We start from the raw sequence: 24,254 nt of genomic DNA on the forward strand, positions 1-24,254 counted from the left end.
ATCGATGCTGAGGCGTTGGCGGATGCGCTGCGCGCCGTGTCGCGTCGCGCGGGAATCGCGGACGACAAACCACGGAAGAGACGGGCATGCATCCAAGCAAGTCGTTGCTCGCGGGCGGAGCTGCATTTGCCGATCGGTACGAGCTCCTGTCGGAGCTCGGGGTGGGCGGCTTCGGCGCGGTTTACAAGGCGCGGCAGCTCACCACGGGGCAGGAGGTGGCGCTCAAGATCATGCGGCTGCCCGAGCAGGACGGAGCAGCCCAGATCGAGCGGCGGATCGCGCGGTTCATCCGCGAGATGCGGCTCTGCGCGCAGCTCCACCACCCGAACATCGTCCAGCTCGTCGACTTCGGGCAGGTCGGCGAGCACCTGCTCTACACGGTCTTCTCCTTCGTGCCCGGCGACACGCTGGCGGACGTGCTCGCCCGGGAGGGCGCGCTCGCGCCGCGGGAGGCGCGGCACCTGATGCTGCAGGTGCTCGACGCGCTCGCGTGCGCCCACGCGCAAGGCGTCATCCACCGCGATCTCAAGCCGCGCAATATCATGGTGCTCCCCTCGGGCGCGCGCCGCAACGCGGTGGTGCTCGACTTCGGCATCGGCGCGCTCGTCGGCTCCGACGCCGAGCAGATGGTCCAGCTGACCGGCACGGGCGAGGCGCTGGGCACGGTGGGTTATGCCGCGCCCGAGCAGCTCCGCGGCCTGGACCCGACGCCTCGTATGGACCTGTTCTCGTGGGGGCTGGTGTTCCTGGAGTGCCTGACCGGAAAGCCCGTGTTCACCGGGAATTCACCGGCCGACATCCTGTACGCGCAGTTCAGCCCGGACCCCGTGTCGATCCCTCCCGCCCTCGTGGGGCACTGGCTGGGCGGGCTGCTCCGCCACGTGACCGACAAGAACGCAAACGCGCGCGACGCGCGCGCCTCGGCGCTCGTCCCCGCGCTCGAGGCCTGCGAGCTCGACGATCTGTCGCGGGAGATGATGGTCGGCGGCGGCGCGCCCCTCCGTGGCAGCCTCCACGGAGGCCCGCGGCGGGCGCACGCCCTCTTCGAGGCCACCGTCGTGGCCCGGTCCAGCGCTCCGCCCCGGCTCGCATACGATGGGGAGCGGCGGCAGCTCACGGCGGTGTGCTGCACGATCGGGGTGCTCGCTGACGCGCCCCAGGCGCTCGATGTGGAGCGAACCGACGAGCTGCTGCGCGCGCAGCTCGGGCGCTGCGCCGAGATCGCGTCCCGCTACGGGGGGTACGTGGCCGCCGCGCTCGGCGATCGGATGCTGATCTATTTCGGCTATCCGCGGGCCGAGGAGGACGACGCGCGGCGCGCCGCCCGCGCGGCGCTGGAGATCGCGGCCGAGGCGCAGGCCGAGCGCGAGCGGCTCGCCGCCCGAGGCGTGCGGCTCGACGCGCGCCTCGGGGTTCACACCGGCGTCCTCGTCGCCCAGGATCTCGGCACCGACATCGGGCTCAACGTGGGCGCGACGCCGAGCAAAGCCGCGCGCATCGCGGCGCTCGCGCCGCCAGGCGGCGTGGCTGTCTCTGCTGAGGCCCACCGGCTGCTGCGGAGCGCCTTCGAGTTCGACGGCGAGGGGCCGCGGCGCGCCGGCGGGGACGGCGCGCCCCGCGAGATGTTCCTGCTGCGCTCGGAGCGAGTCGCTCGGCCGACGCCGGACGAAGATGGCCGCGGGGCGCCCCTCCTCGGCAGGGAGCAGGAGATGGCGATCCTCCTCGAGCGCTGGCGCCGGACGCGCGCAGGCGCCGGGCAATGCACCCTGATCACGGGGGAGCCTGGCATCGGCAAGAGCCGCCTCGCGCGCGAGCTGCGCGCCAGGCTGGCGAACGATCCCCACACCTTCCTGGAGCTCCGCTGCGCGCCGGACACGCAGAACAGCGTGCTCTTCCCGGTCGTCGAGATGCTCGGGCGCGCGCTGGGTCTCGATCAAGAGGCCTCGCCCGAGGGCCGGATCGCGCGGCTCGAAAGGCTCCTCTCGGACCACGCCTTCACGCTGGCAGACGCGATGCCGCTCTTCCTGCCGCTCTTCTCCCTGCCCATGGGGCCGCCCTACGCCCCGCTCGACGTCTCTCCCCAGCGGCTCAAGGAGCTGACCCTGAACGCCGTCCTGGTGCTGCTCTTCGGGATGTCCGAGGAGCGCCCGCTGATGCTGGTGGCAGAGGACTTGCACTGGTCGGATACCACGACCCTCGAGCTGCTCACGCATCTCGTCCACGAGGCCCCTTCCGCACCGGTGTCAGTGTTCATGACCGCACGACCTGAATTCTCTCCCCCGTTCTCGACCTCCGGCGTTCAACAGGTCCCCTTGAGCCGCCTTGAGCGTGCGCAGGCGGCGGAGATGGTCACCGCGCTCCTCGGCGGAAAGCCGCTGCCCTCCGAGGTGATCGATCAGGTCGTGACCCGAACGGACGGGGTGCCGCTGTTCGTGGAGGAGCTGACCGAGATGCTTGTCGAGTCGGGCGTGCTGATCGAGCGGGACGAACACTACGAGCTGGCGCGCCCGCTCGCGCGGGAGGAGATCCCGAGCACGCTACGAAATCTCCTGATGGCGCGCCTGGACCGGCTGGGTCGCGCCAAGAAGACCGCGCAGCTCGCTGCGGCGTTGGGGCGGGAATTCAGCGTGGAGGTGCTCTCGGCGATAAGCCCGTTCGACGCGGCTGCGCTCCAGGAGCACCTGGATCAGCTGGTCGACGTGGGGCTCCTGATACGCAGGCGCCGGATGAAGGCTCAGGCGTGGGCCTTCAAGCACGTGCTCGTCCGGGACGCGGCGTACGAGTCGCTGCCACGGGAGATGCGGAGGGAGGTCCACGCGCGGATCGCGGGGGTGCTGGAGTCGAGCTATCCCCAGTGGGCGACCGACCATCCGGAGCTCGTCGCTCATCACTACACCGAGGCCGAGCTCGTCGAGCAAGCGATCCCGTACTGGAGCCAGGCAGGGCAGAAGGCCCTCCAGCAATCTGCCAGCCTGGAGCCGATCCGGCATTTCGAGCGCGCGCTCGAGCTGCTGGCGACCCAGCCGGATACGCCGGCCCGCGCCGCTCAGGAGCTCGGACTGCGGCTCTCCTTGTCGGTGGCCCTCATGGGGGCCCATGGCTATGGCGCGCCGGCGGTGGGCGCGGCGTTCGAGAGGGCGCGTGAGCTGTGCGACGAGCTCGGCGACTCCAGGCAAAACTTCCCGGTCATCTGGGGGCTCAGCGCGTTCAACTGCGTACGAGCGCAGCTGGACACGGCTGTCCAGCTCTCGGTGCGCGCCCTGAGCGTCGCCGAGAAGGAGCGCGATCCGGCGCTCCTCGTGCCCGCCCACCTGCTGCACGGAGGCAATCACATGTGGCGGGGCGAGCTCCAGACCGCGCAGGAGCACCTGGAGCGAGCCATGTCATTTTACGACGCCGCTGCGCACGGCCCCCTGGCGGCCGTCTACTCCTATGATCCCGGAACGGCGAGCATGGCGTACCTGGCCATGACCCTCTGGTTTCTGGGCTATCCGGATCAAGCGATCCAGAAGGCGCGCACCGCGGTCGCCCAGACCAAGGCACGGGGGCACGTGCACAGCTATGTACATAGCCTGTTTCGCGCCCTCCAGATCGCCGCGCTGCGCGGCGAAGGAGGCGCGGTGCTCGAGGAGATCCCGTCGCTCCTCGCGCTCACCGAAGAGAAAGGGTTTCCGCTGTGGCACGCCGCGAGCATCTTCCTGCGAGGCCGGGCCCTGTGCCTGGAGGGGCAGGCGACCCGTGGAATCGAGGACCTCCGCACGGGGCTCCAGAGGATACGGGATACGGGCGAGCGCTGCGGCTACCCCGAGTTCGCGGTAGGGCTGGCCGAGGCCCTCGGGGAGCTCGGCCAGGTTGAAGAAGGGCTGGCGACCGTCGACGATGCCCTCGATCAAGCGGTCAAGACCCAGGGCCTCCTCTACGAAGCCGAGCTTCATCGCCTCCGAGGCGACCTGAGCCTGCGCGCTGACCCGACCGCGTCGGGGGCGGACCGAGCCGAAGAGTCCCTGCTCAAGGCCGTCGAGATCGCTCGCCGCGCTCACTCCAGATCGCTGGAGCTGCGCGCCGCGCTCAGCTTGGCACGTCTCTGGCATCGTCAGGGGAGAGGCGCGGCCGCTCGACAGCTGTTGGTCGAATCCCATACGTGGTTCACGGAGGGGTTCGACACCTCGCACCTGAGATCGGCCAAGGCGATGCTCGATGAGCTCTCCGGAGAGCTCGTCTCTCCGAGTGGATGATTCTGACAGGATGGAGGTCTGCCGTGAGTGATTCGAATCATGGTGATGCCAAGCGCGAAGAGATGGTGGTTGGTCCTGGCAAGAAGCCGAAGGGGCTGCTCTCTCTGATGTACTGGGTGAAGAACGACGCCAGGATTCGTGCGCGTTTTCACGAAGACATGCTGGCCACGATGGAGAGCCAGTTCGGTATCCCGAGGGGGAGCGCGGTGGCCACGGAGATTGTGAAGGTCGCCAAGGTGAGCACGAGCCCCGCGGATTACGAGCGCGCGCTCAAGGCGCTCTGCCAGAAGTTCCTGGTCGAGGAGCTGGTAGAGCCGATCCCGCCGATCTGGTGACCCTGGCCGCAACGTGCACGTCTCGAGCGCCGTGACACCTCACCACGGGACGGATTCGGAGCCAATATGTGGTCCACTCATGACATCAGCGAGCTGATCGCGCCGAGGATCCCCGGCGCGTGTGTTGACCACGCCGTGAGGTCCAACATCGGCGCGCTCACGGCGCGGCTCCCCGACCTGTTCGCTTCGTACTACATCGAGTGTCGCCTCTCGGCGGAGCAGGACCAGGTCGATTTCCTGGCCTGCGTGGCCCCTTCCCGCGACGACGACGCCCTGCGGCGGATCCGCGCCGTGGCCGACCGGCCACCGGACGAGCTCACGCGCGACCCGGCCTGGCAATTCACCTGGGAGGTCATCCGTCGCTGGTCGACGCTCGCCCACGAAGGGCCCAGCAGGATGCCCTTCCTGTGGCTCGAGTTCGACCATGTGAATACGCGCCCGGCGGCGCGGCAGTCCCCATCGCTCTGCGTCTGCGTCGACCCTGGGTACCTGAGCACGGAGCCCTCCTCGGCTCCCTGGGACCCTCAGGATTCCTACGAGAGCTGCCTGGATCTCCTGGCGCCTGCGCTCCCTCGCGCCTTCGAGGGGGTGCTGTCTGCGAGCAACCGGCGCGCGATGAAGGCTTGCTTCCGGGGCCTCCCCCTCTCGGGTCGCATCATCCACGTATCGTTCATGCTGGCCAGAGAGCCGGCGACGATCAAGCTCTACGGTGTCGTCCCGAGGGCGCAGCTGGTAGATTATTTGAAGGATCTCGGCTGGCCCGGTCCGCTCGACTCGTTGCAGCAGCTCATGAGCACGTTCTCGACTCACGAGACGGCCGACGACACCGTATACTTCGATCTCGCGCTTGACGACGCGCTCCTGCCCTACGCCGCGGTCGCCTTCTCGCAGCTTCAGATGGACCACCCGGCGCGGCTGGACCCCGAGCGACGCGCGCTGCTGGAGCTGCTCGAGGAGCATGGGCTCTGTGCTCCCGACAAGCGGCGCGCGCTACAGGCCTGGCCGGGGAGCGCTCGCGAGTCGAGCCCTTCCGTCTCGACCGAGGCCCGTATTCATCGCTGGCTTGACGTAAAGATCACGCTTCATGCGGGGCAAGGCCTCGGCGCCAAGGGGTATCTGGGCTTCGCGCCGATTCTTTCGGTGTTCTGACAAAGAAACGCAGAGACAGAGGTTTTACATGCGCGCGATCACGATCGTAAGTGCACTGTTCACCCTGCTCGCCGGGAGCGCGTGCCTGACGGTGAGCGGACGTGGGGGCAGCCTCCCCACCGACCACAAGGGCCCCGGGGCGGCCGCCGGCGGGGCGACCGTGCAAAGAGCACCAGGGTTCCCCTTCGTGAGCGGCTATGAGCTCATCAACCTGCCCGCCACCTGGTACTGCGTCTCGCCATGGAGCGCGGATCCCGGCCAGGAGCGTCGAGGAATGGAGCTCTTCGCCTGGCGCCTGTTCATCGCGCTCAACTGGCCTGGCCGGCTTCCCTATCCGGGCGGCTGGACGGCCGAGCGTGAGCTCAAGTCGCTGAACGCTCGGGATGTCTATCCCCGCTGGAATAGCTGGTACACGCCAGAGCAGATTTACACGAGTCTGAACGATGATCCCGACGACGACTCGCCGGAGCTGGACGACCCGCTGGGATGGAGTTGCCATGGCGATTGCCTGACGGACGCGCTCCGACGGGGCGCGGGCGAGGCCTCCGGGCCGCACCGGGTCGTGTACGATCAGAACGGGCAAACGGTGCTCTATGAAGTCAGGCTGGACGACAGGTGGCACGAAACGCTCATGAATGCGCTGGAGGCCAAGGCGTCTGCGCCGCCTACGGGTGCGACTGCTTCTTATGTCGACTTCAGGACGGGCCAGTGCAAGTCCCGAGGTCCCGACTCCGGGGCGGATACCTTCGACTTCGTCGGCACCATCGCGATCAAGCTCGCCTGGAAGAGGCTGTCCGAAGCGGAGAGCAAGAGCGGTCGATTCCTCCAGAGGCTCGCCTCGCCGCGGCCGTCCGGCCCGGGAGCCGGGGACGGGAAGATCAGCTTGGGCCTGATCGGATTTCACATCATGCAAAAATCCAAGCCCTACGGGGACTGGATCTGGTCCACGTTCGAACATGTGGACAACCTGACGCCTGCCGAGGCGCCCAGCGGGCCCTCGTTCAACGATCCCAGGTGTGACGCGTCGACGTGCCGTCCTAACACGAGCAAGCAGGTGCATGTGAACGGCTTCGCCGTGTGCAGGACACAGATCACGCGGGTCGACCCCATAACGCCGGAAGTGCAGAAGCTCAACGCGCAGGCGCGCGATTGGTTGAAGTCCAACAATACGGTGCTCCAGCATTACCAGCTCATCGGCGTGCAGTACAAGCCGCACAAGGGATCGAAGCCGGAGCCGGCGACGCTGCGGAATTCGGTGATCGAGACCTATATCGTGGGATCGAGCGCGTCACGCGGGGACGCCCCGCGAGGGCCCTGCGACATCGAACCTGTGGCGAGGTCGTCCAGCTGCCTTGGCTGCCATCGTGAGGTGCAGGAGCACGACTTCAGTTTTGTGCCCACGCTCTCGCTGTGCAATTGCGAGGACAAAGAGAAGCGGTGGATCGGCGACAGGTATTGCGAGCTGCTCGGCGTCAGCAGCAAGTGCGGCGACGAAGCCCCGGCGAGGCTGACAGGGGGACGCTGAGATGCGGGAGGCGCTTGCACGCTAGTTCCGCGTGTCAGGAATCCTGCCGTGGATCTGTCTCGCGAACGAAGAGAGATTTTGACGCAAAGGCGCCAAGAGCGCAAAGACGCAAAAATGCACAGAACTTGTTCTTTTTTGCGCCTTTGCGTCTTTGCGACTTTGCGTTGAAATCTCTCGCCGGATCCCTGGCCGAACCTCTGACGGGCCGAACCAGCACCGCCTTCACCCCCCGAGGATCAGCGCCCGCAGCGCCTCGGCCTCCCGCTGCGCCCGCGCCGCGATCGGCAAGAGCCCCACGAGGCACTCGACCGGCACCTCTCGCACCAGGATCACCCCGTTCTGGCTGCGGAACACGCGCACGCCGCGCGCCCGGAGCCTCTCCGGGCTGATCTCGAGCATCACGTCGACCTTCGCGCGCTTGCCCACCGCGCTGCCCAGCGCGTCGGTGCAGTGGACGTGCGTGCGCGCCACCGGGCGGATCCCCTCGCGCGCGATGCCCCTCACGGCGTCCACGCTGGTGCCGTGCCAGATCGACGCGTCGCCGTGGACCTCCTCCCACGACGCCTCGAGGCCCGCGAGCGTCACCGGCATCCCGTCGCGCGAGTGCCCTTGCGAGGCGCGCATCCGGTCGCCGCGGACCTCGAGGCGGTTCTTCGTGTTGTTTTCCACCACCTCGTCGAGCACCGGCCGGGAGATCCGGAGCGCCTTGAGGACGTCGTCCACGGCCACCCAGCCGGCATCGTCCATGGCGACGCCCTGCGCAGGCGCCGCGTGGCGGAGCAGCCAGGAGAGCTTCTTGCTCGTGTCGGTCAAGCGATCGCGGCCCATCGTCAAGCTCCATTCTCGTCGCGTGAACCGGAGTCACGGCCCGCGATCGGCGCGGGCAGAAGACTCCAGAGGGTCCCTGGACGGTGCAGGGATCGGGACCGAAACCGTGAAGGGAATCGGTACGAGGAAAGAATAGACGCCCGGCTATCATCCGGAAGAAGTATTTCTGGAGTCGCTATCGCGTTTTGCGATAGCTTCCCGCCATGCTCAACCTCGACTGGCTCGGCGCCTTCGTGGTCTTCACCGAGCACCTCAACTTCACGCGCGCGGCGCGGGCGCTCCACGTCTCACAGCCGGCGCTGCATGCCCAGATCGGCAAGCTGGGCGAGGCGCTCGGCGTCACGCTCTACCAGCGGCGCGGGCAGCGGCTGGAGCTCACGGCCGACGGCAAGCGCGTCGCCGCGTTCGGGCGCGAGGTCGGCGAGCGGACGCGCTCGTTCCTCGACGTCCTCCGCCACGGCGAGAGCCGGGAGCCGGTGGTGCTCTGCGCCGGGGAGGGCTCGTACCTCTACCTGCTCGGCGAGGGGATCCGCGCCTTCACCGCGCGCGCCGCCGCCCCGCTCCGGCTGCTCACGCGCGACCGCGAGGGCACGCTCGAGGCCGTCGCGGCGGGCGAGGCGCACCTCGGCGTCGCGCCGCTCGAGGGGGCGCCGGACGGGCTCGCCGCCGATCGCCTCACCGAGGTGGCGCAGGTCCTTGTCGTCCCCGACGGCCACCCGCTCGCCCGGAAGCGCCAGGTCCGGCTGCGGGACCTCGAGGGGGCGCGGCTCGTCGTCCCCGGCCCGTCGCGGCCCCACCGGGCCCTGCTCGCTCAGGCGCTGCTCTCGGCAGGGGTCCCCTGGGAGCCGGCGGTCGAGGCGAACGGCTGGGAGCTGATGCTCCACTTCGTCCAGCTCGGCGTCGGCATCGCGGTGGTCAACGCCTGCTGCCGCCTCCCCCGGGGCCTCGTCGCGCGCCCGCTGCCCGAGCTGCCGCGCAAGGTCTTCTATCTCGTCCGCCGGCGCGGCGGCGAGCTCCAGGGCGCAACCGCGGAGCTCCGGGACGCGCTGCTCGCGCACGCCGCGGGGTGGCAGAGAAGCCGTGCGTCGAGCGCGTCGAGCGCGTCGAGCGCGTCGGACGTGTCGAGCGCGCCCGACGCCGCCCCGACAGCGCCGGCGCGCCGGCGCTGAGCCTCAGCATCGCTCTTCCTGCCGCCTGCCGGCTCCCTCCCGGATTCTGGCTTCCGGGCTCAGGCCGCCTTTCTCGACTTCTGCTTGCTCTGCTTCGCCTTCTTGCCGCCGATGTCCTCCGGGCGGCTCACCAGCTTCGAGAAGTAGCTCGGCTCGCCGCTCGCCTTGGCCTCCTGGTACACGAAGGCCAGGTGTGACGATTCGAACTTGTCGAAGAAATCGTCCCACGAGATCTCCTCCAGCGTGTCTTCCCCGCTGTACCCTGGGAAGTCGATCCGGAGGACGCCGGGCTCACCCTCTTTCTCGGTGCGCGCCACCGTCGCCGGGTGGCCGCCGCGCGCCTCGACCCACGCGCGGATCTCGTCATGGTCGATGGTCATGTGGGACGCGTGCTCGCCCTCGGCGCCTCTCGGGCGGGCCTGCTTCCCGCGAGGACGCTGGTCGGCGCCGCCGGGCTCCTCGTCGAGATCGAGCTGGACCTCCACCTCGACGTCGAGCTCGGCCTTCTCACGCTCCTCTTTCGTGCTCCTGGCGCTGCTCGCCTTCTCCGTGCTGCCCTTCGCCGCGCGCGACGTCGGCTCGCCCTGCTGGACCATGTCGTCCGGGCGGCTCACCAGCTTGGAGAAGTTGCTCGGCTGCCCGTCCGCTGTCTTCTCCTGGTACACGAAGGCGAGGTTCGACTCCTCGAACTTGTCGAAGAAGTCCTCCCACGAGATCTCCTCCAGGGTGTCTTCCCCGCTGTACCCGGGGAAATCGATGCGGAGGATGCCAGGCTCGCCGCCCTCCTCGGTGCTCTTCACCGTCGCCGGGCGGCCTCCGCGAGATTCGGCCCACTGGCGGATCTCGTCATGAACGATGGTCGTCTTTGATGAGCTGGCCGACATGGTCTTCCCTCCTGTGCTCGTGCATCGATGCCGTGGGGAACGGCAATCTGCGTGCCAGAGGTCGATGAGAAGATCCGAGCAGGCGATGGCCGACCTCGGCCATCGCCTGCTCCCTGGACCGGGCGCGGCGCGCCGCGGAGCCCGCCACCGAGCCGTGCTGTCGTGCATGCGACGCGTCGCGGTCACCAGGCCGAGGCCGTTGTGAAAGAAGGGGAGCTCTGCTGTGGTCGAGGATGGGCTCGGCGATGCAATCTGCCCCGCCTGCGGCGAAATGCTGCCAGCTGGCGCAGGTCCTCGTCGAAGACGATCGCGTTACCCTGGATCAGGTTGAACTTGACGCGTACAGGCAGACAGACTGCCTGGTAGAAAGCCTGTTTGACGGCAGACAGACAGACTTCCTGGCTGACAGAAACAGACCGACAGGCGACGCGCTGCGCTCTCACGGAGGCACACGCGTGGGTTGCGAGGGCATCCCGGTGGCGCTCGCCACGGAACCAGGCGTCCCCATTGTAGCTCGCGCTCGATGTAACCCACGTGGGCTGGGCCAAACCCGGGTGGGCGGCGCGGCCGAGAGATCGAGAGAGCGCGTGTCGACGCGGGGGAGCCGGTCGTGCTACCTAAGTTCGAGCGCCGCGATGCGCGCTGCCGAGGCCGAGGACGTGACCGCCGCGCACCATCTGCTCCTAAGGGTCGCTGTGATCGCCGTCGCCACGGCGACCGCCGCGACCGCGGGCGCACGCCCGCCGCGCCCCGCGCCGGCGGCCTCGCTGGCCCACCCGCCGCGCCCTGCGCCGGCGGCCTCGCCACGGCGCCCGCCGCGCCCCGCGCCAGCCCCCTCGCCGGGGCGCCCGCCGCGTCCTGCGCCGGCCGCCCCGCAGGCCCTCTTGCCTGCGCCAGCCGCCCCGCCGGCGCCCCCGGCCCTGCCTGCCCCGGCTTCCCCTGAGCCCGCGGCCTGGCGCGCGCTCGTCGTGGGCGGAGGCCCGAGGCCGCCCATGAACCAGGTGGCCATCGAAGGCCACATCCGGTACTTCCAGTCGTTGCTCCCGGCCGCGGCGGAGCGGCGCGTCCTCTTCGCCGACGGGCGCCGGGGCACGCGGAGCGTGCAGTTCCTCGACGGCGAGCTCACGCGCTACCGCGCGCCCAGGCTGCCGCGCATCGACGGGGCGACCACCCGCCCCGGGTTCGACGCGATCTGGCGCAGGTTCGTCCACGCGCGCCCCGCCGACCCGTTGCTGCTCTATTTCGCCGGCCACGGGAGCCCGGATCCAGGGCACGACCTCGACAACAACGTATTTGACCTCTGGGGCGGCGGCGCGCTGTCCGTGCGCGATCTCGCTGCCCGCATGAAGGAGCTGCCCGCCGGCACCCCCGTCGTCCTCGTCATGGCCCAGTGCTACTCCGGCTCTTTCGCGAACCTCCTCTTCGAGGGCGGCAGGCCCGACGGCGAGCTGGTCGAGCGTGACGTCGTCGGCTTCTTCGCGGCGACCCGGGACCGCCCCGCGTCGGGCTGCACGCCCGAGATCGACGAGGCGGATTACACCGATTTCAGCAGCTTCTTCTTTGCCGCCCTCTCGGGCGTCGATCGCCTCGGGAAGCGCGTCGACGGCGCCGATTACGACCGGAACCAGCTCGTGGGCATGAACGAGGCGTTCGCGTACGCCCTCCTCCACCAGGAGACGGGCGATGTGCCGGTCGCGACGTCCGATGTGTTCTTGCGCCGCTTCGTCAACAAGCCCGATCACGAGACCATGGCGACGCCCTATTCCAGGGTCCTTTCGTGGTCGACCCCGGCGGAGCGGGCCGCCCTCGGGGGGCTCTCGGATGCGCTGGGCCTCCACGGCGAGCATCGGCTCCGGGCCGCCTACGATCGCGAGTTCGGGCCCCGGGCGGGCAGGAGAGACGTCGAGGACGTGGACTCGGCCCACCGCCTGCGGTTCATCCGGCTCGCCAAGAGCGTGGTGCTCGCGCGGACGCTGCGGCAGAGCGGCAACCGCGCGCGGATCGAGCGCTTCGAGCGGCTGCGCGCCGCGGAGGCGCGGAATCCGCTCGTCGAGGTCAGGGCGGCGAGCCAGGCGCGACAGCACGGCCGGCGGCGCGCTGCCCGGTGATCCCGGGTTCGCCTCGCCCTCCTTGCCCCCCCTGCCTCTCCGTTTTCTTCCGTGGTTCGCCGGGCGCCTCAGACACACCGCCTTCCCTGCGCGCAGTGGCCGAGATCTCGCTTGCTCGTTCCGCTATGGCGGACTATTGTCCTCGATAACAGACATGTGGCGCTCGGAGGCGATTCCGCCGAGCTCCACCTCCTCTCACAAGGAGCCATGATGGTCAGCCTTGCGCTCGATTCGGCTGCTCTGGCCGAGACGTACGATCGTGTCAGTGATCGGCAGTTCAACCACGGGAAGCTGCTCATCGAAGATCTCCGGGTTTCTCCAGGAGAGCGCGTCCTCGACGTCGGGTGCGGGACCGGCCGGCTCGGGGTCCATGTCGCCGAGCGGGTCGGCCCTTCCGGCGAGGTGATCGGCGTCGATCCGCTGCCGCTCCGCGTCGAGCTGGCGAACACGAAGCGCACGTCGAACTTCCGTGCCAGCGTGGGCAACGCCGAGGATCTATCGCAGTTCGCGGGCGGGAGCTTCGATGTCGTCTTCCTGAACAGCGTGCTCCACTGGTTGCCAGAGAAGCTCGGTCCGCTGCGCGAGGCGCGCCGCGTGCTGAAAGGGGGGGCGCGAGGGGGGCGCATCGGCATCACCTCGGCCGCGAAGGAGCGGCCGCACGAGTTCGAGGTGGTGCTCGACGGCGTGCGGTCCTCTCTCGGCCTCACCGGCACCGCGGAGACGTTCGGAAGCACGACTTACAAAGTGACCTCGGACGATCTGAAGCTCACCCTCGTGCGCGCCGGCTTCCAGGATCCGAAGCTCCAGATACGCTCCTTCACGGACCACTTCCCGGCCACGGACGACGTGGTCGCGTTCTATCTGGCCAGCTCTTTTGGCAACTTCCTGTCCAACCTCGCTCCGGCGGACGCGGAGCGGGTCAAGGCCTCGCTCGCGGCCGAGCTCGAGCGCCGCCGCGCGCCGGAGGGGATCCGGCTGCAACGCCACCTGATCTTCGCCGTGGCGCGCGCCGACGACTGATCGGCCGCCGCGCCCCGGCGAGGAGGCGGCCGTCGGCGACCGAGGTGAGCAGCACCTCCGCCTCGGCGAGCCATTCGGGCCGCGCGCGGTGCTGCGCGGCCGTGACCACCCGCACCCGAGGCGAGACGTCGCGCACGCGGGAAACCACGGCCGACGGGCTCTCGGCGTTCAAGAGCAAGGTGATCGGAGCGTCGGCCATGGATGGATCTCCCTCGGCGCGAGCTCATCCAAATGCTGGACCACGCCCGCGCGAGGGACGCCGGCCGCTGCGCGCCCCCGCGCTGCTCCCGGAGCACCATCGGAGCAGCACGCGCTGCCCTCGGAGCACCATCGAAGCAGCAAGCGCTGCCCCCGGAGCAGCAGCCCGAGCCACCGCGATCAGCGCGGCGCGGGCATCCCGGGGCGACTCGGGCACAGCCCCTGCATTCGGCCGCGCCGCCGCCGCCCTGCCTTCCGGACATCCTTCCCCATGCGGCGGCACGAGGAGCTCGCCCATGGAGTACACCCATCTCGGTTCGACTGGTCTCAAGGTCTCGCGGATCTGTCTCGGCGCCATGACCTTCGGCTCGCCCAAATGGCGGGATTGGGTGCTCGACGAGCCGGCGAGCCGCCCGCTCATCAAGCGAGCGCTGGACCTCGGTATCAACTTCTTCGACACGGCCGACGTCTACTCGCTCGGCGAGAGCGAGTCGGTGCTGGGCCGCGCGCTCAAGGATCTCGGCCCCTCGCGCGACAGGCTGGTGATCGCGACCAAGGTCAACGGCCCCATGGGCGACGACCCGAACCAGCGCGGGCTCTCGCGCAAGCACATCCGGCACTCCATCGACGACAGCCTTCGCCGGCTCGGCACCGATTACGTCGACCTCTATCAGATCCACCGCTTCGACCCGAACACGCCCATCGAGGAGACGCTCGACGCGCTGAACGAGGTCGTCAAGGCAGGGAAGGCGCTCTACCTCGGTGCGTCGTCCATGTTCGCGTGGCAGTTCGCGAAGATGCTCCACGCCTCGGACAGGCTGGGCCTCCATCGGTTCGTGGCCATGCAGAACCATTACAACCTCGTCTACCGCGAGGAGGAGCGCGAGGTGATCCCGCTCTGCAAGTCCGAGGGCATCGGGGTCATCCCGTGGAGCCCGCTCGCGCGCGGGTTCCTGGCGGGCAACCGGGGCAAGGACGGGAAGGGGGAGACGGTCCGCTCGAAGAGCGATGAGTTCGCGCAGCGGCTCTATTTCCAGGACTCCGACTTCACCGTCGTCGAGAAGGTGACCGAGATCGCCGCGAAGCGCGGCGTGCCGAACGCGCAGGTGGCGCTCGCATGGCTGCTCCAGCAGCCGGGGGTGACGTCGCCGATCGTCGGGGCGACCAAGCTGTCGCACGTCAACGACGCGGCCAAGGCGGTGGAGCTCAAGCTCGACGCCGAGGAGCTGCGCGCGCTCGCCGAGCCGTACCGGCCGCACCCGGTGCTCGGCCACAGCTGAGGCGCCGCCGTGCCCCGCCCGTGCTCGCCGTGTGGTCTGCGTCGGAAGGCGAGCCGCCCGCGCCCGACCCGGACGGTGCGCATGAGGTAAACGCCGTAGCGCGGGGAGCCCGTGGTCCTCGCGAGATGGCGCGCGCCGGTTGCGTGGCCGCGCGCCTCTGCGAGGGTACGGCACCGGCAGGGGCGGGGAGCCCGGTGAGCGCCCGCGCGCGCTCGACAAGGACCGAGGATCGCCGAAGAGCGCTGAGCCCGCCGCTCGGAGGGCAGGTGAGCGAACGACTCGACGTAGAGGTGCTGAGCCGCCGCGAGGAGCTCGAGGCGCTGCGGGAGCCGTGGAGCGCGCTGTGGCAGCGCTGCCCGGCGGCGACGGTGTTCCAGCGGCCGGAGTGGCTGATCCCGTGGTGTCGTGCGCTCGGGCCCGAGGAGGTGCTCGCCCTGGTCTTCCGGTCGGACGAGGGGCTCGTCGGCCTCGCGCCCCTCGCGGTTCACCGCATCGGCGACGAGCGCGTCGTCGCGCTGCTCGGCGCCGGGATCTCCGATTACAACGATGTCCTGGCCGCTTCCGGGTACGAGCGCGCGGTCGCGGGCGCGGCGCTCGCTTGCCTCGAGGAGCGCGCCGACGCGTGGGACGTCGCCGATCTCCACGACCTGCGCGCGTCGTCGCCGCTGCTCCTGGCCGAGGCGCCCCCCGGCTGGTCGGACGAGGTCGAGAAGCACGAGGCGTGTCCGGCGGTGACGATCCCGGAGGGCGCCGGGCCGGACGAGCTGTTTCCGCCGGGGATGCGCGCGCGCGTCGCCCGCGCGCGGAAGCGGCTCGCGCGGGCCGGGGACCTGCGCCTCGACGTGGCCGACGCGGCGAGCGTGGACGAGCTGCTCGACGCGCTGTTCGCGAACCATCAGGCGCGCTGGCGCTCGCGCGGCGAGGGGGGCGTGCTCGACGAGGCGCTCCGGCCGTTCCACCGCGAGGCCGCGCGCGCGCTGTGCGGGCGGGGCGCGCTGCGGCTCTTCGGCCTGCGGCTCGACGGGCGGATCATCGCGTCGCTCTACGGGTTCGCCGAGCGCGGCGGGCTCGCGTCGTACATCACCGGCTTCGATCCAGAGCTCGCGTGGTACAGCCCGGGGCTCGTGATGCTCGCCAGCGCGATCGAGCACGCGGCGCGCGAGGGCGCGCGGAACGTGGACTTCCTCCGCGGCCGCGAGCCGTACAAGTACGACTGGGGCGCCGTCGACCGCTGGACGTTCCGCCGGCGGCTACGGCGTCGGGGCGCGCGCGGGCCAGGGCGGGAGGTCGGGGAGGGCGAGGGCGCGGTGCAGGCCGTGATGTCCGGCGAGGCGTCGCCGGAGGTCGGCCTGGTGCGGCTGCTCGGCGCCGCGGCGGACCTCGCGGCCGCCGCGCGCGCGATCGACGCCGCACGGCCGGCGGCGGGGGAGGGGGAGCGGGCGGCGCGCCTCGAGGCGCTGCGCCGGTGCCTGGACGAGCGGCGCGCCGCGTGCGCGACCGTGGCGGCGATGCTGGGCGCGCACCGGGATGCGCGCGTCGCCGGGGAGGACGCGCGGGGAGCCTGTCAATCCGCCGCGCGGCTGTTCGACGAGCTCTGCGAGCGGTCGGAGGAGGCGAGCGTCGCTGCGTACTCGCTCGGCGATCCGGAGATCCTCGAGCGGGCGACGCGGGAGGTGGTCGGGCTTTTCGAGCGGTGGGGCGCGATCGGGGAGGACCGCGCGATCCTGCAGATCGGCTGCGGGATCGGCCGCTTCGAGGCGGCGCTCGCGCCGAGGGTGCGCGAGGCGTGGGGGCTCGACGTCTCGCCGCGCATGATCGAGGCCGCGCGGCGCCGCTGCGCCGGGCGCTCGAACGTCGTGCTCGCGGTCTCGTCGGGCGTCGACCTGGGCGACGCGCCGTCGGCCCGCTTCGATCTCGTGTACGCGGTCGACTCGTTCCCGTACGCCGTCGCCGCGGGCGCGGAGGTCGTGGATCGGCTCGTCGCGGAGGCGCGCCGGGCGCTGCGGCCGGGCGGGGAGCTCGTCATCCTGGGCTACTCGTACCGCGGCGACCCCGCGCGCGACGCGGCCGACGTAGCGCGGCTCGCGGCCCGCCACGGGTTCGACGTCCTGGCGAGCGGCGAGCGGGCGTTCTCGCTGTGGGACGCGCGGGCGTACCGGCTGCGGAAGATCGAGCACCGGTGAGGGGCGCTCGACCCGCGACGTCACGCGGGAGCTCGACACAAGGCCGGCGGAGGACGAGGCCTGTCGAAATCCTGCCGGCCCGGCGGTTCAGCGAGGAAGAAGCGCTCGCCTGCACACGTAGCAATCGACACAAGGTGCTTGCCATGAAGACATCGATTTACGGTGCGTTTGCTCTCCTCCTGTGTTGCCTGACCCTGCCCGCCTGTGCCGCCGTCGAGCTCAACCCGGGCGCCGAGAGGGTCATCGTCACCAAGCAGTCGGCCCCGCAGGGGTGCCGGTTCCTGGGGACGGTGGTCGGGGAGCAGGGCGGCTCCGTGTCTGGAGCGTTCACAAGCAACGCGAACCTGCAGGAGGGCGCGGTCAACGACATGAAGAACAAGGCCCATGACCTGGGCGGCAACTACGTGGTCCTGGAGAACACGAACGCCGGGACCACCATCTCCGGCGACCGAGGCAGCATCTCTGGCCAGCAGACCGACGTCACCCACATGGGCAACGCGTACAGCTGCCCGCCGCAGCTCGTCGGTCTGTAAGACCCCTCGATCTCGCGAGGTCGCTGCGGCGATCGTCCGCAGCGCGAGGCTCCCGAAGGCGCCGCCGGCGAGAGCCTCATGTCATCTGGGCCGCGCGGCCCGCCCGGCCGCCGCCGGGGAGGCGCGCTCGACCAGGTGAACCGACCCGAAACGGTCCGACCGCAACGCGGCGGGCCGGGGCTCATCCAATCACGACGAAGGGCCGGTGGAGCGTCGCCTGAGCGGGGTGCCCGCCGGTCGACCGTGCGGCCTGCGCCAGCCGTCGGGATGGCTCCACGGTCGGGCGCGGCCGCTGCCGCGCCCCGATCCACGCCGAGGGGGCCTGCCGCAGGGGGAGATGAAGAGATGGAGATGTCGTTGTCCAGGCGTACGGCCGCAGAGTTTCTCGGAACGTTCTGGCTCGTTCTCGGCGGCTGCGGGAGCGCCGTGCTCTCCGCGGGGTATCCCAGGCTGGGGATCGGCTTTCACGGCGTGGCGCTCGCGTTCGGGCTCTCCGTCCTGACGATGGCCTACGCGGTGGGCCACATCTCGGGAGCGCACTTCAACCCCGCCGTGACGCTCGGCCTGATCGCCGGCGGGCGCTTTCCCGCGCGAGACCTCCTGCCGTACGTCCTCGCCCAGATCGCCGGCGCCATCGTCGCCGCCGGGATCCTCTATGCGATCGCCAGCGGCGCTGCCGGGTTCGCCGTGCACGCAGGCTTCGCGTCGAACGGCTATGGCGGGCGCTCGCCCGGCGGATACTCGCTCTTCGCGAGCCTCCTGACCGAGATCGTCCTCACGTTCGGCTTCGTGATGGTGGTCCTCGGCGCGACCGATCACGGCGCGCCGCGCGGGTTCGCGCCGATCGCCATCGGGCTCGCGCTCACGCTGGTTCACCTCATCGGGATCCCGGTCACGAACATGTCGGTGAACCCGGCGCGCTCCACCGGTCCTGCCCTGTTCGTCGGCGGAGGGGCGCTGTCTCAGCTCTGGCTCTTCTGGCTCGCCCCGCTCGCCGGCGGCGTGCTCGCGGGCGTCCTCTATCCGGTGCTCGTGGGCCCGAGGCCGGGCCGGGCCGTCGTCACGTCGCCGCCCGCAATCTGACGAGGGGGACGAAGCAGACGAAGCAGACGAGGCAGACGAGGCAGACGAGGCGGACGAGGGGGACGAAGCAGATGAAGCAGACGAGGCCGACGAAGGCGCCGGCAGACACGCCGCGAGAGCGAGCGAGCTGCCCCTTGGCGGTGCGCTCGACCGCGCGGTAGTCTCGCGCCGCCATGTCCGTGCTGGAACGCATCAGGGATCGCGCTGAGGTCACGCTGGCGGCGGTGGTATCGCTGCTGTTCGGGGCCTCGTTCGGGTGGAATTGCGGCGTCAACAATCAGGTCGTGTACATGCTCGGGTCGCTGCGGCTCGTGCACCCCGACATCCTCGCGCGGGACTGGTTTGCGACCAGCACGACCCACTATCACCCCGCGTTCAAGTACCTGGCTGCCGGGCTCCTCGCGCTCGATGAGAAGGGGTGGGGCGTCGGCATCGCCCAGACCGTGGTCATCGGCGTCGGCACGACAGCCGTCTACTTCCTGCTGCGCACCCTCGTCGATCGCCGCCTCGCGCTGCCCAGCTTCCTGCTGCTCGTCGCGTTCGCCACGCTCACGCGCACCTGGGGTCCCTGCGATACCTACGTCTTCGATTTCATCCTCCAGCCCTCCTCGCTGGGCTCCGCGGCGTTCTTGATCTCGGTGCCGCTCTTCGTGCGGGGCCAGTGGCTCGCCTCCGGCATCGCGCTCGCGGCGAGCGGCCTCTTCCACGCCAACTACCTGATCCTCTTCTTCGGCGCCTACGCGCTCGCGCACCTCGGGCTCGGCGTGCGCGACCGGAAAGAGCTCTTTCACCGCGCAGCGCGGCAGCTCCTGCCGCCGCTCGCCGTCCTTGCGCTCTTTGCGCCGATGATCCTCGCCACCGCCGGGGCGAAGGACGCGAAGCTCGCACAGGAGATCTACACCACCATCCGGGCGCCTCATCATTTCGTCATCCAGGGCCGCGAGCGCGAGTTCTTCAGCTTCATCGCGTGGCACCTGCTCGGGCTGGGCGCGGCCTTGCCGCTCACCAGGAACCGCAGGAGCCCTGCGGCGCGGCTGGTCACCCTGATCCTCGCGCTCCTCCTCGTGATCTGGACCTGCGTCGGCCTCTCCGCCCTCGCGGGGCTGCGCCCCGTCACGCAGCTCTTCGCGTGGCGCGTCGCCCCGCACGCGGAGCTGCTCCTCACGGCGCTGGGGTGCGCGGGCGCGGTGCGCGTCATCCTCGATCCCTCCGCCGGGCGTCGCTACAGCGTCACCGCGATGGCCCTGGTCGTCGGCGGCCTCGGCGTCCTCGCCCTGTACGGCAGCGTCGAGAAGTCTGCGCGCGTCCCGGCGCTGGCCGTCGGGGTCGTGGCCGCCGCCGCGCTGTCGCGGCTCGCCTCGGAGTCCGCCCGGCGCTTCGCGCCGGAGCCCGGCCTCGCCCGCGCCCGCGCGCTCTGGCAGCGCGGCGGCGCGCTCGTGGGGCTCGCCGGCACGCTAGCCATCGCGCTCGTCTTTCTCGTGCCGAAGCTCCAGGAGATCCGCCGGAACTCCAGCGTCCTCTCCGGCCTGCGCGCCGACGAGCGGGCCCTGTACGCCTGGATGCAGGCCAGCACCCCTGTCGACGCGATCTTCCTGACGCCGCCGGAGAGCGCGCAGATGCGGTTCCACGGGCAGCGGCCGATCGTCGTCGACTGGAAGTCGAACCCCATCGTCCCGGCCGACGTGCTCGAGTGGCTTCGCCGGCTTCAGGACGTCACCGGGCGCAAGGTCCGCGGCCAGAAGGATCTGGACGGCTATGACAGCCTCGACGAGGCCCGCGTCCAGACCCTGCGGGAGCGTTATGGCGTGGATTACGTCGTCTTGCGCCGCGGCCAGAACAAGGAGATAGGCCGGTACAAGACCGTCTATTCCAACAGCGGGTTCACCGTGCTCGACGTCCGCGAATAGCGGATCTCGGCCTGGGGCGCCGCGCCCGCCTCGCGCGGCGGCGCCCGGTCCACGCTCTGGTCGATGATCGTGAGCGGGCGCCTGCGCACCTGCTGGTAGATGCGGCCCACGTACTCGCCGATGACCCCCAGGAACAGGGCGTTGATGCTCAGCGAGAGCAGGATGAGCAGCGTGGTCGTCGCGAAGCCAGCAGGCCAGTCCGCGCCATAGATGACCCTGCCGACGGCGTAGCCCGCGATCGCGAGGAGCGTCAGCGCCGAGACCGCGAGCCCCGTGTAGGTCGCGACCCGGAGCGGTACGGTCGAGTGGCTGAGGATGCCGTCGAGCGCCAGCCCGACGAGATCCTTCATCCGGAACTTGCTCTCGCCCCGCTCCCGCGCGGCCCGATCGTAGGCGATGCCCTTCTGCTTGAACCCGAGCGTGGCCAGCATCCCGCGCAGGTAGGGCTTCGTGTCGTCGACCTGGCGCAGCACCTCGAGCACCCGGCGATCCACCAGCCGGAAGTCGCCCGCGTCGTGGGGGAGGTGATCCTCGCTGAGGAAATCGATCAGGCGGTAGAACACCCGCCGGAGCAGGGTGATGCGATAGCCCTCCTTGCGGCTGCGGCGGATCCCGTAAACCACCTGGGCGCCCGCCTCCCATTCCTTCACGAAATCGAGGATGAGCTCCGGCGGGTCCTGCAGGTCGCAGTCGATCTGCACGGCCGCGTCCCCGCGCGCCTTCATGTACCCCGTGTAGATGGAGCGCTGGAAGCCGAAGTTGCGAGAGAAGCGGAAGACGCGGACCCGCTCGTCCCGCGCCGCCAGCTTCACGAGCTCGTCGAAGGTCGCGTCGGTGCTGCGGTTGTCGGTGAAGACGAGCTCGTGGTCGTACCGATCCGCGATGCGGCCCATCACCGCGGTGACCGCCTCGTACAACGGGGCCACGTTGCGCTCCTCGTTGTAGACCGGCACGACGATCGAGATCAGCCTGCGCCCGCTCTCCGCGTCGCTCACGGCGCCCCCCCTGCATCGGCGGCCTCGATCATGCGCCGCACCCCCTCGTCGAGCGGGACCCGGGGCCGCCACCCGGTCGCCTCCGCGAAGCGGGATGGATCCCCGACGATCCACATGGGCTCGCCGTCCCGGTAGGGGAGGCGCCCGAGGCCCAGATCGCCGCCGGGCCAGCCCGCCGCGCGCGCGACGCGCTCAGCCACCTCACGGACGCGCACCGGCGCGCCCGAGCACACGTTGTACACACCGGACTCGAGGCCTCTCGACGTCGCGGCGGCGATCAGCGCCTCGACCACATCGTCGACGTAGGTGAGATCGCGCGCCTGCGCGCCCGGCGTCAGGGCCGGCGCCTCACCCGCCCGGAAGCGCGCGATGAGGTGAGGGATGAGGCGCGCGGGGCCCTCGCCCGGGCCGTAGACGCCGAAGAGCCGCAGCGCGACGAACGGGATCTGAAGCCGCGCCGCGACGGCCTTGCCGCAGAGGTAGGCGGCCGCCTTGGCCGCGCCGTAGACGCACGCCGGCTCGAGCGGGTGATCCTCGCGGAGGCGCGCGGGCTCCGGGGCCGGGGCGTACTCGGAGCACGAGCCCACGTGGAGGAAGCGCGCCGGCCGGTGCGCCTCGAGCGCCGCGAGCAGGCGCGTGGTCAAGCCCACGTTCCCGTCCACCACGAGCTCCGGATCCCGCTCGCTCGGGTTCACCCCGGACGCGGCCAGGTGAAAGACCACCTCGGGCCGGATCGCCGCGACGGCCCGCGCGAGCTCCGGCGTCGAGAGCGACGCGACGGGCGTGATCTCCACTCCGGCGATGCCCGCGAGCCGCGCCAGGCGGGGGCTGTCCGCGCGGACGATGCACGCCGTCCGCGCTCCCGTCGCCGCGAGCCGCGCCGCGAGCGCCGCGCCGATGAACCCTGTGGCGCCGGTGACGAGGACCGCGCCGAGCCCGGCGCTCATGCGAAGTCGACCCCGTACGCGCGGATCTGCGCGTCGAGCTCGGCGCGGCTCGACGCGGGGTCGTCGAGGTACGCGCGGTACCAGCGCGCCGTCAGCGCGAGCGTCTCGTCGAGCGTGAGCCGCGGCGTCCAGCCCAGCCGGGCGCGCGCCTTGCTGATGTCGAGGTGCAGCAGCTGCGCCTCGTGCGGGCCGGTGCGGTGCTCGGGCGGCACGAGCCTGAGCTCGCCGCGCCCGAGCTGTCGGATGAGCCGCTCGGCGACGCCGCCGACCGCGCACGTGTCGCCGTCGCGCGGCCCGAAGTTCCACCCGCCCTCGTGGGCCGCGGGCGCCTCGCACAGCCGCCGCGCGAGCAGGAGGTAGCCCCCGAGCGGCTCGAGCACGTGCTGCCAGGGCCGGGTCGCGAGCGGGTTGCGGATGACGATCGTCTCCCCGGCGGCGACGCCGCGCACGATGTCGGGCACCAGCCGATCCTCGGAGAAGTCGCCCCCGCCGATCACGTTCCCCGCCCGCGCGGACGCCACCGCCGCGCCGTTGCCGGAGAAGAACGAGCGCCGGTAGGCCGCCGTGACGAGCTCGGCGCAGCCCTTGCTGCTGCTGTACGGGTCGTGCCCGCCCATGGGCTCGTCCTCGCGGTAGCCCCAGACCCACTCGCGGTTCTCGTAACACTTGTCCGAGGTCACGACGACGATGGCGCGCGCGGAGCCCACGCGCCGGCACGCCTCGAGCACGTTCACCGTCCCCAGCACGTTGGTCGCGAACGTCTCCGCGGGCTCGCGGTACGAGCGCCGGACGAGCGGCTGGGCCGCGAGGTGGAGCACGATCTCCGGCCGGTGCTCCTCGACCACGGAGAGCAGCGCCGGCAGATCCCGCACGTCGCCGGTCACGGACGTGACGTCGCCCGCGATGCCCGCGAGCTCGAACAGGTTCGGCCGCCCCTCCGGCGGCAGCGAGAAGCCCACCACGCGCGCGCCCATGAGCGTCAGCCAGCGCGAGAGCCAGCTGCCCTTGAAGCCCGTGTGCCCGGTGACGAGCACCGCGCGCCCGGCGAAGAACGAGCCGCCGCGGCCGGTCATGCCCAGGTCTTCCAGGGCGCCTTGCCGGACTCCCACAGCGACTCGAGGAGCCGCTTCTCCCGCAGCGTGTCCATCGGCTGCCAGAAGCCGTCGTGCCGGTACGCCGCGAGCTGGCCCTCCGAGGCGAGCCGCTCGAGCGGCTCGCGCTCGAGCACGGTGGTGTCGTCGGTCATGTAATCGAGCGCGCGCCGCTCGAACACGAAGAACCCGCCGTTGATCCACCCCTCGCCGGACTGGGGCTTCTCCGAGAACTCGCGGACGAGGTTGCCCTCGAGCGAGAGCCCGCCGAAGCGCGCCGGCGGGCGGACGGCCGTGACCGTGGCGAGCTTGCCGTGGGACTTGTGGAACTCGACGAGGCGGCGGATATCCACGTCGCCCACGCCGTCGCCGTAGGTGCACATGAAGCGCGGGCCGTCGAGCCAGGCGTCGAGCCGCCGGAGCCGGCCGCCCGTCATCGTGTTGAGCCCGGTGTCCACGAGGGCCACGGTCCAGTCCGGCGCGGCGCTCCGGACGAAGCGCTGGGCGCCGTCTCGCAGATTCACCACGTAGTCCGTGCTGCGAACGTAGAAGTTGTGGAAGTAATCCTTGATGACCTCGCCCTTGTAGCCACAGGCCACGACGAAATCGTTGAACCCGTGGCCCGCGTAGATCTGCATGATGTGCCAGAGGATCGGATACGGGCCGATCTCGATCATCGGCTTCGGGCGAGCCTCGGTATGCTCGGCGAGCCGGCTTCCAAAGCCTCCGGCGAGCAGGACGACCTTCATGGGTTCCATGGGGCGCGGGAGGATAGATCAGAACG

At 70.6% G+C, this 24,254-nt stretch carries 19 protein-coding genes; 12 read left to right on the top strand and 7 right to left on the bottom strand.

All coding sequences use genetic code 11. The features are described from left to right. Nucleotides 1–86 precede the first annotated feature (86 nt). The 4 genes from WME79_RS10685 to WME79_RS10700 all read left to right on the top strand — a co-directional run bounded on the left by WME79_RS10685 (nucleotide 87) and on the right by WME79_RS10700 (nucleotide 7,244). A complete protein-coding gene (locus WME79_RS10685) occupies nucleotides 87–4,235 on the top strand; it encodes a TOMM system kinase/cyclase fusion protein (RefSeq protein ID WP_437534624.1) in 4,149 nt (1,382 codons plus the stop codon). A 23-nt stretch (nucleotides 4,236–4,258) separates the two neighbouring features. Continuing rightward, nucleotides 4,259–4,570, top strand: coding sequence for a hypothetical protein (locus WME79_RS10690; protein ID WP_437534625.1), 312 nt, complete (start codon nucleotides 4,259–4,261; stop codon nucleotides 4,568–4,570). A 66-nt stretch (nucleotides 4,571–4,636) separates the two neighbouring features. Next, nucleotides 4,637–5,719, top strand: coding sequence for a hypothetical protein (locus tag WME79_RS10695; protein WP_437534626.1), 1,083 nt, complete (start codon nucleotides 4,637–4,639; stop codon nucleotides 5,717–5,719). A gap of 274 nt (nucleotides 5,720–5,993) precedes the next feature. Then, the gene (locus tag WME79_RS10700; protein WP_437534627.1) at nucleotides 5,994–7,244 is read left to right on the top strand and encodes a hypothetical protein; all 1,251 of its coding nucleotides are present in this window, start codon (nucleotides 5,994–5,996) and stop codon (nucleotides 7,242–7,244) included. A 222-nt stretch (nucleotides 7,245–7,466) separates the two neighbouring features. On the opposite strand, the gene WME79_RS10705 is transcribed toward WME79_RS10700, so the two are convergent. Further along, entirely contained in the window at nucleotides 7,467–8,072 is a 606-nt protein-coding gene (locus WME79_RS10705; RefSeq protein WP_437534629.1) for an RNA 2'-phosphotransferase, read from the bottom strand. A 203-nt stretch (nucleotides 8,073–8,275) separates the two neighbouring features. Here WME79_RS10705 and WME79_RS10710 point away from each other — a divergent pair, with 203 nt between their 5' ends. Beyond that, on the top strand, nucleotides 8,276–9,241 hold the full coding sequence (locus WME79_RS10710; protein ID WP_437534630.1) for a LysR family transcriptional regulator: 966 nt from the start codon (nucleotides 8,276–8,278) through the stop codon (nucleotides 9,239–9,241). Nucleotides 9,242–9,300: 59 nt separating this feature from the next. On the opposite strand, the gene WME79_RS10715 is transcribed toward WME79_RS10710, so the two are convergent. After that, the gene (locus tag WME79_RS10715) at nucleotides 9,301–10,125 is read right to left on the bottom strand and encodes a hypothetical protein (protein ID WP_437534631.1); all 825 of its coding nucleotides are present in this window, start codon (nucleotides 10,123–10,125) and stop codon (nucleotides 9,301–9,303) included. A gap of 635 nt (nucleotides 10,126–10,760) precedes the next feature. Here WME79_RS10715 and WME79_RS10720 point away from each other — a divergent pair. From WME79_RS10720 to aqpZ, 6 genes are all read left to right on the top strand, one after another. Continuing rightward, nucleotides 10,761–12,233 carry a hypothetical protein gene (locus WME79_RS10720; RefSeq protein WP_437534633.1) on the top strand — a complete coding sequence of 491 codons (1,473 nt, stop codon included), beginning with the start codon at nucleotides 10,761–10,763 and terminating at the stop codon, nucleotides 12,231–12,233. A 207-nt stretch (nucleotides 12,234–12,440) separates the two neighbouring features. Further along, the gene (locus tag WME79_RS10725; protein WP_437534634.1) at nucleotides 12,441–13,253 is read left to right on the top strand and encodes a class I SAM-dependent methyltransferase; all 813 of its coding nucleotides are present in this window, start codon (nucleotides 12,441–12,443) and stop codon (nucleotides 13,251–13,253) included. A 494-nt stretch (nucleotides 13,254–13,747) separates the two neighbouring features. Beyond that, nucleotides 13,748–14,731, top strand: a complete 984-nt coding sequence (locus WME79_RS10730) for an aldo/keto reductase (RefSeq protein ID WP_437534636.1) — start codon at nucleotides 13,748–13,750, stop codon at nucleotides 14,729–14,731. A 266-nt stretch (nucleotides 14,732–14,997) separates the two neighbouring features. Further along, nucleotides 14,998–16,914, top strand: coding sequence for a GNAT family N-acetyltransferase (locus WME79_RS10735; protein ID WP_437534637.1), 1,917 nt, complete (start codon nucleotides 14,998–15,000; stop codon nucleotides 16,912–16,914). Nucleotides 16,915–17,057: 143 nt separating this feature from the next. Then, on the top strand, nucleotides 17,058–17,447 hold the full coding sequence (locus WME79_RS10740; RefSeq protein ID WP_437534638.1) for a DUF4156 domain-containing protein: 390 nt from the start codon (nucleotides 17,058–17,060) through the stop codon (nucleotides 17,445–17,447). Nucleotides 17,448–17,798: 351 nt separating this feature from the next. Further along, nucleotides 17,799–18,530 (top strand): aquaporin Z, encoded by a 732-nt coding sequence (gene aqpZ / locus WME79_RS10745; protein ID WP_437534639.1) that lies wholly within the window; start codon nucleotides 17,799–17,801, stop codon nucleotides 18,528–18,530. Here the strand turns inward: aqpZ and WME79_RS10750 are convergent. After that, complete coding sequence (locus WME79_RS10750; RefSeq protein ID WP_437534640.1) at nucleotides 18,508–18,705, bottom strand: hypothetical protein; 198 nt, start codon at nucleotides 18,703–18,705, stop codon at nucleotides 18,508–18,510. The two genes, aqpZ and WME79_RS10750, sit on opposite strands and share 23 nt — an antisense overlap. Here WME79_RS10750 and WME79_RS10755 point away from each other — a divergent pair. Continuing rightward, complete coding sequence (locus WME79_RS10755) at nucleotides 18,704–20,437, top strand: DUF6798 domain-containing protein (protein WP_437534641.1); 1,734 nt, start codon at nucleotides 18,704–18,706, stop codon at nucleotides 20,435–20,437. The genes WME79_RS10750 and WME79_RS10755 overlap by 2 nt on opposite strands. Here the strand turns inward: WME79_RS10755 and WME79_RS10760 are convergent. The 4 genes from WME79_RS10760 to rfbF are packed head-to-tail and all read right to left on the bottom strand — an operon-like array spanning nucleotide 20,395 to nucleotide 24,219. Further along, nucleotides 20,395–21,432 carry a glycosyltransferase family 2 protein gene (locus WME79_RS10760; RefSeq protein WP_437534642.1) on the bottom strand — a complete coding sequence of 346 codons (1,038 nt, stop codon included), beginning with the start codon at nucleotides 21,430–21,432 and terminating at the stop codon, nucleotides 20,395–20,397. The two genes, WME79_RS10755 and WME79_RS10760, sit on opposite strands and share 43 nt — an antisense overlap. Beyond that, nucleotides 21,429–22,379 (bottom strand): NAD-dependent epimerase/dehydratase family protein, encoded by a 951-nt coding sequence (locus tag WME79_RS10765; protein ID WP_437534643.1) that lies wholly within the window; start codon nucleotides 22,377–22,379, stop codon nucleotides 21,429–21,431. Before WME79_RS10765 ends, WME79_RS10760 begins: the two co-directional genes overlap by 4 nt. Next, nucleotides 22,376–23,452 carry a CDP-glucose 4,6-dehydratase gene (gene rfbG, locus WME79_RS10770; RefSeq protein ID WP_437534644.1) on the bottom strand — a complete coding sequence of 359 codons (1,077 nt, stop codon included), beginning with the start codon at nucleotides 23,450–23,452 and terminating at the stop codon, nucleotides 22,376–22,378. The genes WME79_RS10765 and rfbG overlap by 4 nt, the downstream gene beginning before the upstream one ends. Then, nucleotides 23,449–24,219, bottom strand: a complete 771-nt coding sequence (gene rfbF, locus WME79_RS10775) for a glucose-1-phosphate cytidylyltransferase (RefSeq protein WP_437534646.1) — start codon at nucleotides 24,217–24,219, stop codon at nucleotides 23,449–23,451. Before rfbF ends, rfbG begins: the two co-directional genes overlap by 4 nt. Between the last annotated feature and the right edge of the window lie 35 nt (nucleotides 24,220–24,254).

The sequence above is a fragment of the Sorangium sp. So ce726 genome, assembly GCF_051521405.1.
Taxonomy (GTDB): domain Bacteria; phylum Myxococcota_A; class Polyangia; order Polyangiales; family Polyangiaceae; genus Sorangium.